This is a genomic window from Pantoea sp. ME81, assembly GCF_903970985.1.
Taxonomy (GTDB): domain Bacteria; phylum Pseudomonadota; class Gammaproteobacteria; order Enterobacterales; family Enterobacteriaceae; genus Pantoea; species Pantoea communis.
Window position 1 is genome coordinate 1 of the sequence record NZ_CAJCKS010000005.1, and the last position, 13,643, is coordinate 13,643.

Below are 13,643 nucleotides of genomic sequence, written 5' to 3' on the forward strand. Positions count from 1 at the left end.
CTCACTCACTCACTCACTCACTACTCACTACTCACTACTCACTACTCACTACTCACTCAATCCATTACGCCATGACCTACTTTGGCTGGCTCGCAAAATTGTCGGAAATTAGCGACAAACACGATATTGATGTGTCGCTAAATGGTGACATTTAAATTATTGATTTATATTGGATCAATTTTTCATCCTCTAACTCGTTGCTGATCAGCGACACTTTCGTCAGACCAGCCGGTCCGCTTTTTCATAAAAAAATGCGTCACACCTCGCATTACTCTGATAATCAATGCTATTTCATTTTTGGCACGATAGTTGCTATACTTACAGCGTTGCTCATTCTCCTGTCTATGATTGCCCCGCATTGCGGTTGAGCTCATAAAATTCGAATGACGCACCAAACGGAGCCTGCCGTCCACCCAACCGATAATCGCTTGCTTTGCAACGTTATCAAGCATCGGACGCAACGTTGAGTTAGGCTCCACCTATTTTGCAAGCGATGCTGCGGCGTCGCTCTCACGGCAGCCCAAAAGGGCTGCCGTTTTCCTTTCGGTACTTTCTTCCCTATTGATACTTCGTTAGCATGCCAGCAGCTCACATTAAAGGATGCGCGGTAGTGAAGAGATGGCGTCTGTTTCCCCGATCCCTGCGGCAGTTAGTCTTGATGGCTTTTTTGCTGGTCCTGTTGCCATTGCTGGTGCTGGCGTGGCAAGCCTGGGAAAGTTTGTCTGCGCTGAGTAATCAGGCCGCAGATACCAATCGCAATACCTTTACCGACGTACGCCGCAGCGAAGCGATGGCGCGCACGGCGCTCGAGCTGGAGCGCAGTTATCGTCAATATTGCGTGTTAGGGGATGCCACCTTGCAAAAGCTTTATCAGACGCAGTGGACGCGATACGGTCAGATGCTCACCAGCCATGCAGATAGCCTGCCGGATCTTCCTTCCTTCAAAGCGCTGCAGGAAACCTTGCCGCAGCTCGCCAGCGTGCAGTGCGACAACGGTAACCCAGTGGCAAAAGCCGCAACGGCCCTCGAACATTTTTCTGATGCCAATGCGCAAATGGTGCAGGCGACGCGTGAAGTGGTATTTTCGCGTGGCTTGCAGCTTCAGCGCGAAATCGCCGATCGCGGCCAGTTTTTCGGCTGGCAGGCGCTGATTCTGTTTCTGATCAGTCTGGCACTGGTGCTGCTGTTTACCGGCATGATCATCGGCCCGGTTAAACGCGTAGAACGGATGATTAACCGACTGGGGCAAGGCAAAGCGCTTGGCGATAGCGTCAGTTTTCGCGGTCCGCGTGAAATCCGCTCTCTTGGCCAGCGCATCGTGTGGCTGAGCGAGCGTTTGAGCTGGCTGGAAGAGCAGCGTCATGAATTTTTGCGTCATCTCTCACACGAACTGAAAACCCCGCTTGCCAGCTTACGAGAGGGCACGGAATTATTGGCCGATCAGGTGGCTGGGCCGCTCAATGCGGAACAGCAAGAAGTGGTCGCGATTCTTGATACCAGCAGCCGCCATTTGCAGCGTCTCATCGAACAACTTTTGGATTACAACCGCAAACTGGCGGATGGCCCCATGGCGCTGGAGCCGGTAGCAATCCATGACATCGTTGATGCGGTCGTTAAAATCCATTCATTGCCCGCCGGTGCACGTCAGATCACCACCCATGTTGATCTTCAGGTGGCGCACTGTCTGGCAGAGGCAACATTGCTGCAAAGGGTCATCGACAACCTCTATTCGAACGCCGTGAACTACGGCAGCGAATCCGGTAACATCTGGCTGCAGAGCCAACAGAAAGGCAACCAGGTGTGGATTGAGGTGGCGAACACCGGCACACCGATTCCGGCCGAAGAGCAGGCGATGATTTTTGAGCCCTTTTTTCAGGGCAGCCAGCAGCGCAAAGGGCCAGTTAAAGGCAGCGGGCTGGGGTTAAGCATCGCCAAAGATTGCCTGCGCAGGATGCAGGGCGATTTGCAATTGGTAACGCGCAAGGATGCGGATGTCTGTTTTCGAATCATTTTGACGACCAGCGCCGGGAATGCCTGATTAATGAAACACACCCTGATTAAACTTTTTAGCTGCGCGTTGGTGGCATTTGGCTTGAGTGCCTGCCAGACACCGTCCACGGGCAGCGCGTTACACGATGGCACCAATCTTCCTGAGCCAGAAGTGCGGCTGCCTGATTATCTGGCGACCGATTGTCAAAACGTGTGGAAGATTGAAACGCCAACAGCCATGAGCAACCCTCTTTACTGGCAGCGTGCTATCGACTGTGGTGAGCGTTTATCCCCAGCGGAAGCGCGGGCTGAGGCACGACGCTGGCCAGTACAAGGCTGGTCGCGTGCTTTTAAACAAGGCATTCTGCTGGCAAATGGCAATGTGACGCCCTTTGAGCGCCGTCAGTTCGTCGATACGCTAGACGGTTACAGCGCTTCCTATCCAACCTCCGTGCGTCCGTTATTAATGTTGTGGCGTAGCAATCAGGCGGCGCAGCTGGCGTTAAGCGGTGAACGCAGCCGCTATGCTGCACTCCAGCAAAGCCACGATACTGAGCTGGATAGCCTGCGCCAGCAGCAAACCAAACTGCGTCAATCACTGGAGGAGACTCAGCGTAAGCTTGAGCGCTTAACTGACATCGAACGCCAGCTGTCGTCCCGTAAACCGGCGGACAGCAGCGATACATCGCACGGCGCCAGTGATGCACAAAGTGAGGATCAGTGACCATGAAACAGTCTGCACGTTTACTGCTGGTGGATGATGATCCCGGCCTGCTTAAACTGCTTGGCATGCGCTTAAGCAGTGAAGGCTATCAGGTGACCACCGCCGCAAGTGGCCCGGATGCGCTGCGCCAGTTGCAGAAAGAGAAAGTTGATCTGGTGATCAGCGATCTGCGTATGGATGAAATGGACGGACTGGCGTTATTTGGCGAAATACAGAAACGCCATGCGGGTTTGCCGGTGATCATTCTTACGGCGCACGGCTCGATCCCCGAAGCGGTTTCCGCTACGCAGCAGGGGGTGTTCAGTTTTCTGACGAAGCCCGTGGATCGTGACGCGCTGTATAAAGCCATTGATGAAGCGCTGGCACAGCGCGCGCCGGTCAGCGATGACACCTGGCGTGAGGCCGTGGTAACACGCAATCCATTGATGCTGCGTTTGCTGGATCAGGCGCACATGGTGGCGCAATCCGATGTTAGCGTGTTGATTAACGGCCAGAGCGGTACCGGTAAAGAGGTGCTGGCGCAGGCGATTCACGCCGCCAGCCCGCGTGCAAACAAGCCGTTTATTGCCATTAACTGTGGTGCGCTACCGGAGCAACTGCTGGAGTCTGAGCTGTTTGGTCACGCCAAAGGGGCTTTCACCGGTGCCGTGAGTGCGCGTGAAGGGCTGTTTCAGGCGGCGGAGGGTGGCACGCTGTTTCTTGATGAAATTGGTGATATGCCACAGGCGTTGCAGGTCAAACTACTGCGCGTCTTGCAGGAGCGAAAAGTGCGTCCACTGGGCAGTAATCGGGATGTCGATATCAACGTGCGCATCATCTCGGCCACGCATCGCGATCTGCCCAAAGCGATGGAGAAAAAGAGTTTCCGCGAGGATCTCTACTATCGCCTCAATGTGGTGAATCTGAAGATTCCCGCACTACATGAACGTGCAGAGGATATTCCGCTGTTGGCGAACCATCTCTTGCGCCAATCGGCCGAACGCCATAAACCCTTCGTGCGCAGCTTCTCTGTGGATGCGATGAAACGTTTAGTGGGGGCCAGTTGGCCTGGCAACGTGCGGCAGCTGGTCAACGTGATTGAGCAGTGTGTCGCGCTGAGCACGTCACCCGTGATCGGGGATGCGCTGGTTGAACAGGCGTTAGCGGGTGAAAACACCGCGCTGCCGACCTTTGTTGAGGCACGTAATCAATTTGAGCTCAACTATCTGCGCAAATTGCTGCAAATGACCAAAGGAAATGTCACCAACGCTGCGCGTCTGGCTGGACGTAACCGTACAGAATTCTATAAGCTGCTGTCACGCCATGAGCTGGACGCCAGTGAATTTAAAGAGTAGCTTGCTGCGGCATATTGATTCATCCATTGACTACCCCAAATAATTTGAGTTGCAGTCAGACGGCAAACGAAAGCATCCCGATGAGCTTACTTCTTCAAGCGATTTGGGGAAAAGAGAGCCGCCAACCCCTCTGCAACTTGAAGCAGGACGGGTATATACTACTTGTTATCCGTCCATCATGGAGGGAGTGAAAAAAGGATCTGTCATGAAAAAGATCGATGCAATTATTAAACCATTCAAACTCGATGATGTGCGCGAAGCGTTGGCTGAAGTGGGCATCACCGGGATGACGGTCAGTGAAGTGAAGGGCTTTGGTCGCCAGAAAGGCCACACTGAGCTGTATCGTGGCGCGGAGTACATGGTCGATTTTCTGCCAAAAGTGAAAATCGAAATGGTGGTCGGTGATGACATCGTCGACACCTGCGTTGAAGCCATTATGAATACCGCGCAGACCGGCAAAATCGGCGACGGCAAAATCTTTGTGTTCGACGTGGCGCGCGTGGTGCGAATCCGTACCGGTGAAGAGGACGAAGAGGCGATCTAAGCCCCTTCGTTAGCCTGTTAAAAAGCCTGCATGATGCAGGCTTTTTTGTTTACAGCACTTTGTGCGGGCCAAAAACTTCATAATGGATACGATCGGCACTGATACCGGCATCGACCAGCTGCCGCGCGACAAACTGCATAAATGGCAGAGGGCCGCAGAGCCAGAACTGGCGGTCGGCCTGATTCAATTGGCTGGAGATGCCTGCGAGGTCCATGAATCCCTGCGCATCAAAACGGCCACTGTCCACGCTTTCCGGCTCGCGATACCAGATATGGCTGGTGAAATGTGGCAGGCGAGCACCTGTGGCTTGCACTTCATCCGCGAAAGCATGCTGTGCACCACATTCGGCCGCATGTAGCCAGTTAACCGCGCCCGCATACTGCTGCTCAGCCAGGCTGGCTAACATTGCCAGCATCGGAGTTTGACCCACACCGGCAGAAATCAGCGTGATCGGCGCGGTTCCCTTTGTTTGCAAATAGAAATCCCCCGCCGGTGCAGCACATTGCACAATATCACCGACCTTCGCATGGGTGTGCAGCCAACCGGTAACGCTGCCGTGTTCCTCGCGCTTCACTGCGATACGATAGGATTTACCGTTAGGTAGATGGGTGAGTGAATACTGGCGATGCTGGATATTTTCGCTTCCTTCAGGTCGCAGACTAACAGCCAGATATTGTCCGGGCAGGAAATCGGCGACGGGCTGACCATCGTTAGGTACCAGCTCAAAACTTTTAATTACTGAGCTTTCAGTGTTGATGGTGCGAATACGGAAGTCACGCGCGCCACGCCAGCCGCCGACTTTCTCTTCTGAGGCGCAATAAATCGCCTCTTCACGCTGGATAAACACATCCGCCAGCACCCCGTAAGCTTTGCCCCACGCCTGTAAGACGTCATCGCCGGGATTGAGTAACTCTTCGATGGTGGCCAGCAACGTTTCACCGACTACCGCATATTGCGCGGGCTGAATATTCAGGCTGGTGTGCTTCTGTGCAATTTTCTCTACCGCCGGCAGCAGCACCGCCAGGTTCTCCAGGTTGCTGCCGTACGCGACAATGGCATTAAACAGCGCCTCACGCTGATTGCCACTGCGCTGATTATTCATGTTGAAGACGTTTTTCAGTTCCGGATGTGCCGTTAACAAACGTTGGTAGAAGTGGCCAGTGAGTTGCGGGCCAAGCTGAGCAATAGCGGGCAGGGAAGACTTTACGGTAGCGATAGTTTGCGCATCAAGCATGGTGAATGCCTCACAGTGAATTTAAACATGTATTTAAAATGCATCTTATGATCGTTCATCCAGCCTGTAAATCCCCTGTTTTGATTGCGGGTTAAGTGCTGAAGCTGGAAGCTGGCCCACAAACCTGAAAAATATTCCTCTCCAGCGTGAGCAAATATCGTGATTTACAGGATTGCAAAAAGGCGTAAAAAACCCGTTCCAGCGCCGTGCCAATCGTTTGCGTAAAAAGAGGGGATTGGCGCTACCGTCACCTGTCAAAACCGTTTACACTGTTCGCCTTCGCCCCTTGCCGGGGCCTAAACTGCCGTTAAAAAAGTTAGCTAGTCAGGAGATGCCGGATGTTAAAGCGTGATATGAACATTGCCGATTATGATGCCGAGTTGTGGCAGGCTATGGAGCAAGAGAAGGTGCGTCAGGAAGAGCACATCGAACTGATTGCTTCTGAAAACTACACCAGCCCACGCGTTATGCAGGCGCAAGGTTCACAGCTCACCAACAAATATGCCGAAGGATATCCGGGCAAACGCTACTACGGCGGATGTGAATACGTTGATATCGTTGAGCAGCTGGCAATCGATCGCGCGAAAGCGCTGTTTGGCGCAGACTTTGCCAACGTACAGCCGCACTCTGGCTCACAGGCTAACTTCGCGGTTTACACTGCGCTCTTGCAGCCGGGCGACACCATCCTCGGTATGAACCTGGCGCACGGTGGTCACCTGACGCACGGTTCACCAGTGAACCTGTCAGGCAAGCTGTATAACGTCATCCCTTACGGCATCGACGAAACCGGCAAAATCAACTACGACGAACTGGCTGAGCTGGCAAAAACCCATAAGCCAAAAATGATCGTCGGTGGTTTCTCTGCATACTCTGGCGTGTGCGACTGGGCAAAAATGCGCGAAATCGCTGATAGCGTGGGCGCTTACCTGTTCGTTGACATGGCACACGTTGCCGGTCTGATCGCCGCTGATGTCTACCCGAACCCGGTTCCGCATGCTCACATCGTGACCTCAACCACCCACAAAACCCTCGCGGGTCCACGTGGTGGCCTGATTCTGGCGAAAAACGGCGACGAAGATCTGTACAAAAAACTGAACTCCGCGGTGTTCCCGGGTGGTCAGGGTGGTCCATTGATGCACGTGATCGCGGGTAAAGCGGTGGCGTTCAAAGAAGCAATGGAGCCAGAGTTCAAATCTTACCAGCAGCAAGTGGCTAAAAACGCCAAAGCAATGGTTGAAGTTCTGTTGGAGCGTGGCTACAACATCGTTTCAGGCGGTACTTATAACCACCTGTTCCTGATCGATCTGGTGAGCAAAAACCTGACCGGTAAAGAAGCGGATGCCGCGCTGGGCCGTGCTAACATCACTGTGAACAAAAACAGTGTACCTAACGATCCGAAGAGCCCATTCGTGACCTCCGGTGTGCGTATCGGCACGCCTGCAGTGACACGTCGTGGCTTCAAGGAAGCAGACGTGCGTGAGCTGGCTGGCTGGATCGCTGACGTGCTGGACAACATCAACGACGAAGCGACCATCGAGCGCACCAGGCAGAAGGTACTCGATATCTGTGCGCGTCTGCCTGTATATGCCTGATTTGGCACCATGCTGATGTGATTAAAAAGGATGGCGCTTGCCATCCTTTTTTTATGCACGCGACCCATGCTGTATAGAGTCAACACACACCGCACACACCGCACACACCGCACATGAAGCGTTCACGCAGACCTTGTTATTAAGGCGTCTGAGGTACGATTTCCGATACGAAGCCTGTCGCAGAAAAAGCGATTCCCCGACCTTTCATTTCACTTTTGTTCAAGCCTCTGACAAAGTAGCGGCCCAATGGGCTGCGGGCGCAGCTGACATGCCTGTGGGAGGCAAAATGACCATCGGATCGGCCAGATGGCTGGGACTCAGCTACTTCACCTACTTCTTCTGTTATGGCATCTACTTACCTTTCTGGAGCGTCTGGCTCAAAGGCATAGGCCTGGACGCTGAAAAAATCGGCTTACTGCTCGGTTGCGGCATGGTGGCGCGATTTGTCGGTAGCCTGCTGATCGCCTCGCAGGTTAAAAACCCTTCTCAGCTGATTCTGGCGTTGCGGCTGCTGGCATTGATGACGTGCCTGTTTGCGTTAGGTTTCTGGTTTGGCGGCCAATGGTTATGGCTGTTACTGGTCATGGTGGGCTTCAACCTGTTTTTCTCGCCGTTGGTGCCGCTCAGCGATGCGCTGGCAGCGACCTGGACGCAGCAAATTGGTCTGGCTTATGGCCCGGTGCGGCTATGGGGTTCGCTGGCGTTTGTGATTAGCTCTGCGCTGACGGGGATGCTGGTGAGTGCCTGGTCATCACAGGCGATTCTGGCACTGCTGAGTGTGGGCTTGCTGGCCATGCTTAGCGGCATGATGTTAGTACCCAAAAACCGGCCACAAGGTGATGTGCGGCAGGGGGCAAGCGGCGGTTGGACGGCGTGGCGCGATATGCTACGGGAGAACGCGGTCTGGCGCTTTATGTTATGCGTGACGCTAATGCAGGGGGCACATGCAGCTTATTACAGCTTCAGTGCTATCTGGTGGCAGGAAGCAGGCTATTCCGCATCGGTGATTGGCTATCTATGGTCGTTGGGCGTAGTGGCGGAAATCGTCATCTTCGCGCTGAGTAATCGTCTGTTCCGTCGCTGGAGTGCCCGCGACTTGCTGCTGCTTTCTTGCTGCTGTGCGTTAGTGCGCTGGGTGATGCTGGGATCCAGCACCGCGCTGCCGCTGCTCATTGCTGCTCAGATTTTGCATTGTGGCAGCTTCACCGTATGCCATTTGGCAGCGATGCGCTTTATTGCCGCGCGCAAAGGGGCCGAGGTGATTCGATTGCAGTCGCTTTACTCTGCACTGGCGATGGGCGGCGGGATTGCCGTGATGACGATGCTCAGCGGTGTGCTGTTTACCCATTTACAGGGACATCTGTTCTGGGTGATGGCACTGGTGGCGCTTCCTGCATTGTTCCTTCGTCCGCGCGCCGCTTAAGCTTCCAGCAGTTGACGAATGCGTTGCTGCTGATGATAGCTTAGCGGCAGCTCGGCGTGGATCAGCGGCGGTGAAAACAACGGTAACGATGTGGCGTAGGGTGTGATCACCAGCGCCACGTCACGCGGTGCACCTTCTCGTTGAAAGTGCAGCATATCCTGATAAGTGATGTTGATTGGCAGCAGCGTTATCTCACGGATTTGCTGCTCCAGTAATTGTTCCATTGCCGCATCCGCGCCGGTCAACAGCAGCACCTGCTTCTCCTGCAGTGCGCTATCCTGCATCAGCCAGGCACCGAACAACACTGCCACCAGACTCACTTCCTCCGCGCTGAATTCCGTGCCGAAATCACTGCTAAAGTGGTAGAGCGCGCGTTCGGTGGTGCGCAGTAAACGTGGATAAAGACGCGCCACGTCCAATGCCACACTGTTATCAATCCCAATGGCAAAGTGACTGCGATCCAGCGCTTGCGCCAGATGCGTGAATAATTGCAATTTCAGCTCGTGCTGATTTTTGACGCGTGTCTGCGCCAGCTGTTCAAAACGGGCGATTAACGCTTCTACGGCCAGCATGAGCTGCTGCGCCTGGTGGTCTTCAAGCTGATTCCCATCCGGCGCATGAATCAAACTGAACAGCAGCGTCCAGAAGTCGGTTTCGCTAACGTCCGGCGCTAAATGGCAGCGTTTCTGCCAGTGGTGGATCACATCATCTGCGGCAGCACGCTCGGTTTTTGCTGCCAGCCATGCCCGCTGTTTTTCATTAAACAGTGCATTTTGCCGTTGGCACAGCGCGTACTTCATAAAGATTTGCAGGAACAGGCGGTCGCGCGGCGTGAAATCGCGGTTTAGTCGCAGACTACAATGTTGAATTAACGCCTGCAGATTGGTTTCATCCCACAGCGCTTTTTCGATATTGAGGACTTTTAGGCGCTGACGCAGCACGGGAGCAAAATGTTCGCAGACGAAATCCTGCGACAGGCGCAGCGCGCGTCGCAGCCAATGGATCAGGCAGAGCCGCCTGTCCAGTTCCGTCCCATGTATGCGGAAGCTGCCATCCACCATCTGGTGTAACTCCAGTTGATGGAAGCGCTGTATCTCATCACCGACATCCGCGATATCCTGTCGGGCAACGGCAGGATCAACACCATTTAACTGGCAGAGCTTTTCAAGCGTTAGCGCGGGAGCAGGCAGAAACAGTAGCAATAGCAGATGACAACGACGCTGGGCACGGCTGAAGAGTGGTGCAGATGAAGGTGCAGAACTCATCAATAGTATTATCCGCGGGTCATTTTTGAGCTAAGAATAGCTAACTCCACGCGGTAACCCTGCACTTTGTCGTGACTTTTGCTCAGAGCTTTTAGGCGGGTCACAGTTTTTCTGGACCAGTATAATCTTCACTTGAGAATTGTTACTTTATAACACATGAAAATTGCACTCATTCCTTTTACGCTGTTGTTCAGCGCTGCAGCCTGGTCTCATCCGCACAGCTTTATCGATATGAAAAACGAGTTTGTCAGCGAAAACGATCACCTGACAGGCATGAAAATGGTGTGGACCATGGATGAAATTACTTCAGCCGATCTGCTTTACGATGCCGGCAAAGCGAAACCCGGTGACGTGGTATGGAAAAAGCTGGCGGCGCAGGTGATGGCGAACGTGTTGGGGCAACATTACTTCTCAGAGGTATGGCAGGACAAAACGCGGGTGAAGTTCCTGAATTTGCCCAAAGAGTACAATTTGTCGCGCAACGGCAACAAAGCAGTGCTGGAGTTTATTGTGCCGTTTGGCGAACCCCAGTCGCTGAGTGCGAAACAGTATCGTATTCAGACCTTCGATCCGAGCTACTTTGTTGATATGTATTACGATAACCCACAGGCATTAACCATGGACGACGGCGTAAAAGCACACTGCCAGATAGACTTACACACCCCCAAACCGGATGACTCGCTCAAGCAATATGCGCTGTCGCTGGATAAAGCCGATGCGCCGCCGGAAGACATGGATCTCGGCCAGCAATTCGCGCAGACGGTGACCCTGACATGTCATTGATTTCTCTGCCTTCTCGTTCACGCAGACTGTGGCCGCTTTGGTTGCTGGCCATAGTGATGCTTGCTGCCGGATATACCCTGTGGCAGCACTGGTCGCAAATATTGCTGCAAAGCGTGTTATGGCAGAAAGTCCTCAATCGCGAAATGACCCAACTCCTGCAACAAGTCGCTGACCAGCCTCAGCAGGCGGGCGTGACTTTAATGCTTTTTAGCCTGGCTTATGGTGTGCTGCACGCGCTGGGCCCAGGGCACGGTAAAGTGGTGATCAGCACCTTCCTGGCGACGCATCCCGCGAAGCTGAAAACCAGCATGAAACTGACGCTACTGGCCGCACTGTTACAAGGCGGTGTGGCGATTGGTTTGGTCACAGTGATGCTGGTGGTATTGCAAACCTCATCGCGGCAAATGCATCTCGGCAGTTACTGGCTGGAGAAGGGCAGTTATCTGCTGGTGATGGCGTTGGGCGTGTGGGTCGGCTGGCGTGCGCTGCGTACATTACTTCCGCTATTACGTCCCGCGTCGGCGAAGATTCAGATTCACGCCATTCGCCCACATCACCAGCATGATGAACACTGCGGATGCGGTCATGCGCATCTGCCGAGTGCTGAACAGATGGATCGCGCGGTGAGCGGTAAAACCCAGGCGCTGGTAGTGTTCTCCATGGGCATGCGTCCCTGTTCTGGCGCCATCATGATGCTGCTGTTTTCTAAGGTGATTGGTGTTTATGCGTGGGGTGTGGCCTCGGCGGTGGCCATGGCCATCGGTACGGCGGTCACGGTCTCCGCAATGGGCTTATTAGTTCAACGATCGCGGCGATTAGCTGAAAAGCTAGGGGCAAACAGTGCAATGTCGCACGGGGCGAAAATCATTATGCCGGCATTAGGATTAGCAGGTGGGATTCTGCTGGTACTGGCAGGGTGGTTACTGTGGCAAAGCGCACAGCCGATGATGAGTAGCGGGTTACGACCGTTTTAACGGCGTAAAAAAAGGCGGATATGATATCCGCCTTTTTTGTGCTTAGCGCTTCAGCGCTTCGCTCAGTTCTTCACGCATGGTCGCCAGCATAGCTTTCACAACGCGTGGGTTACCTGCAACGATGTTACCTGACATCATGTAGCCATGGTTGCCGGTGAAGTCTGTCACCAGGCCGCCCGCTTCACGCACCAGCAGTTCACCCGCAGCGAAATCCCATGGCTTCAGACCGATCTCAAAGAAACCGTCCACGCGGCCAGCGGCCACGTAAGCCAGATCCAGCGCAGCAGAACCGGTGCGACGGAAGTCAGCACATTGAGTGAACAGTTTGCCGACGATGTTGATGTAAGGGGTTGCGTGCTGTTTCAGCTTGAACGGGAAGCCGGTTGCCAGGATGGTGCCATCCAGGTCACGCGCGGTGCTGCCACGCAGACGGTAGCCATTCAGCTGTGCGCCCTGACCGCGAACAGCGGTGAACAGTTCGTTACGCATTGGATCGTAAACCACAGCCACTTCGGTGCGGCCTTTGATGCGCACAGCGATAGATACAGAGAAGTGTGGTAAACGTTTGATGAAGTTGGTGGTGCCATCCAGCGGATCGATTACCCATTGAATGTCCTGATCGTCACCCGCCAGTTCACCGCTTTCTTCGGTGATGATGGAGTGCTGCGGGTAGGATTTGCGAATCACTTCGACAATCAGACGTTCTGCGTCGCGGTCAACATTGGTAACGAAGTCGTTGCTGCCTTTCTGGCTGGCTTCGACAGCGTCCGGGGTTTCATAATTCTTGGCAATTAAATTTCCGGCCTTGCGCGCTGCGCGCACGGCGATGTTGAGCATCGGATGCATCGGTATCTCTCGCTGGATGTTAAAGAACGGGTGAAAACGGCGCGGAGTATATCAGGGTGTTCAGCAAATGTCCTGCTTTTATGCTAGGCTACGCGCCATCATTTTCTCACCGCTCACTATTATGCTGCAAAATATCCGAATCGTACTGGTTGAAACCTCGCACACTGGCAACATGGGCTCTGTTGCTCGCGCCATGAAAACCATGGGCTTAACCAATCTTTATCTGGTCAACCCGCTGGTCAAACCTGACTCGCAGGCCATCTCTCTTGCCGCCGGCGCCAGCGATGTGATTGGCGATGCAAAAATCGTGGATACGCTGGACGAAGCGATTGCAGGCTGTAGCCTGGTTGTCGGCACCAGCGCGCGTTCCCGTTCGCTGCCCTGGCCGATGCTGGATTCACGTGAATGCGGTATCAAAAGCGTGGAAGAGGGCCAGCAGGCACCGGTTGCACTGGTGTTTGGTCGTGAACGTGTGGGCCTGACCAACGAAGAGTTGCAGAAGTGCCACTATCACGTCGCCATTCAGGCAAATCCGGAATACAGCTCGCTGAACCTGGCGATGGCAGTGCAGATCATTGCTTACGAAGTGCGTATGGCATGGCTGGATGCGCAGGAGAAAGCCAGCCCACAACCGCAAGAAGAAGAATCCCCTTATCCTTTGGTGGACGATCTGGAGCGCTTCTATCAACACATTGAGAAGATGATGCTGGAGAGCGGCTTTATCCGCGAAGGCACCCCGAGCCAGGTGATGAGCAAACTGCGCCGTCTCTACACCCGCGCGCGCCCGGAACGTGATGAACTCAATATCCTGCGGGGTATGCTGGCTTCGTTCCAAAAGCCTAAAGGTGATAAGGGTAATAGTTGAGTAAAACAGTTGGTTAAATAGTTGAGTAAATTACTTGGTTAAATAGTTGACCGTTTTACTCAGGAATGGC

The 13,643-nt window shown here is 53.9% G+C and carries 12 protein-coding genes; 9 read left to right on the forward strand and 3 right to left on the reverse strand.

Features of this window, described 5'->3' with window-relative positions:
• The first annotated feature begins 610 nt into the window (after positions 1-610).
• The 4 genes from H7A81_RS01800 (at position 611) to glnB (ending at position 4,591) form a co-directional block, all read left to right on the forward strand.
• The gene (locus tag H7A81_RS01800; protein ID WP_166936237.1) at positions 611-2,038 is read left to right on the forward strand and encodes a HAMP domain-containing sensor histidine kinase; all 1,428 of its coding nucleotides are present in this window, start codon (positions 611-613) and stop codon (positions 2,036-2,038) included.
• A 3-nt stretch (positions 2,039-2,041) separates the two neighbouring features.
• Entirely contained in the window at positions 2,042-2,713 is a 672-nt protein-coding gene (qseG, locus tag H7A81_RS01805; RefSeq protein WP_058959154.1) for a two-component system QseEF-associated lipoprotein QseG, read from the forward strand.
• A 2-nt stretch (positions 2,714-2,715) separates the two neighbouring features.
• Positions 2,716-4,047, forward strand: a complete 1,332-nt coding sequence (glrR, locus tag H7A81_RS01810) for a two-component system response regulator GlrR (RefSeq protein ID WP_058959153.1) — start codon at positions 2,716-2,718, stop codon at positions 4,045-4,047.
• A 205-nt stretch (positions 4,048-4,252) separates the two neighbouring features.
• A complete protein-coding gene (gene glnB / locus H7A81_RS01815) occupies positions 4,253-4,591 on the forward strand; it encodes a nitrogen regulatory protein P-II (protein WP_034825643.1) in 339 nt (112 codons plus the stop codon).
• Positions 4,592-4,640: 49 nt separating this feature from the next.
• Here the strand turns inward: glnB and hmpA are convergent, their stop codons facing one another.
• Positions 4,641-5,825, reverse strand: a complete 1,185-nt coding sequence (gene hmpA, locus H7A81_RS01820; protein ID WP_182056571.1) for an NO-inducible flavohemoprotein — start codon at positions 5,823-5,825, stop codon at positions 4,641-4,643.
• Between the two features lie 338 nt (positions 5,826-6,163).
• On the opposite strand from hmpA, the gene glyA reads away from it, so the two are divergent.
• Positions 6,164-7,417, forward strand: a complete 1,254-nt coding sequence (gene glyA, locus H7A81_RS01825; RefSeq protein ID WP_182056572.1) for a serine hydroxymethyltransferase — start codon at positions 6,164-6,166, stop codon at positions 7,415-7,417.
• Positions 7,418-7,703: 286 nt separating this feature from the next.
• Positions 7,704-8,840 (forward strand): 3-phenylpropionate MFS transporter, encoded by a 1,137-nt coding sequence (locus H7A81_RS01830; protein WP_182056573.1) that lies wholly within the window; start codon positions 7,704-7,706, stop codon positions 8,838-8,840.
• Here the strand turns inward: H7A81_RS01830 and csiE are convergent.
• Entirely contained in the window at positions 8,837-10,105 is a 1,269-nt protein-coding gene (gene csiE, locus H7A81_RS01835) for a stationary phase inducible protein CsiE (protein ID WP_182056574.1), read from the reverse strand. The genes H7A81_RS01830 and csiE overlap by 4 nt on opposite strands.
• Before the next feature lie 156 nt (positions 10,106-10,261).
• Here csiE and H7A81_RS01840 point away from each other — a divergent pair, with 156 nt between their 5' ends.
• The gene (locus H7A81_RS01840; protein WP_058959151.1) at positions 10,262-10,888 is read left to right on the forward strand and encodes a DUF1007 family protein; all 627 of its coding nucleotides are present in this window, start codon (positions 10,262-10,264) and stop codon (positions 10,886-10,888) included.
• On the forward strand, positions 10,879-11,862 hold the full coding sequence (locus H7A81_RS01845; protein ID WP_058959150.1) for a nickel/cobalt transporter: 984 nt from the start codon (positions 10,879-10,881) through the stop codon (positions 11,860-11,862). The genes H7A81_RS01840 and H7A81_RS01845 overlap by 10 nt, the downstream gene beginning before the upstream one ends.
• Before the next feature lie 42 nt (positions 11,863-11,904).
• On the opposite strand, the gene suhB is transcribed toward H7A81_RS01845, so the two are convergent.
• Positions 11,905-12,708, reverse strand: a complete 804-nt coding sequence (suhB, locus tag H7A81_RS01850) for an inositol-1-monophosphatase (RefSeq protein WP_034825653.1) — start codon at positions 12,706-12,708, stop codon at positions 11,905-11,907.
• A gap of 121 nt (positions 12,709-12,829) precedes the next feature.
• On the opposite strand from suhB, the gene trmJ reads away from it, so the two are divergent.
• Positions 12,830-13,573, forward strand: a complete 744-nt coding sequence (gene trmJ, locus H7A81_RS01855; protein WP_034825966.1) for a tRNA (cytosine(32)/uridine(32)-2'-O)-methyltransferase TrmJ — start codon at positions 12,830-12,832, stop codon at positions 13,571-13,573.
• The last annotated feature ends 70 nt before the right edge of the window (positions 13,574-13,643 follow it).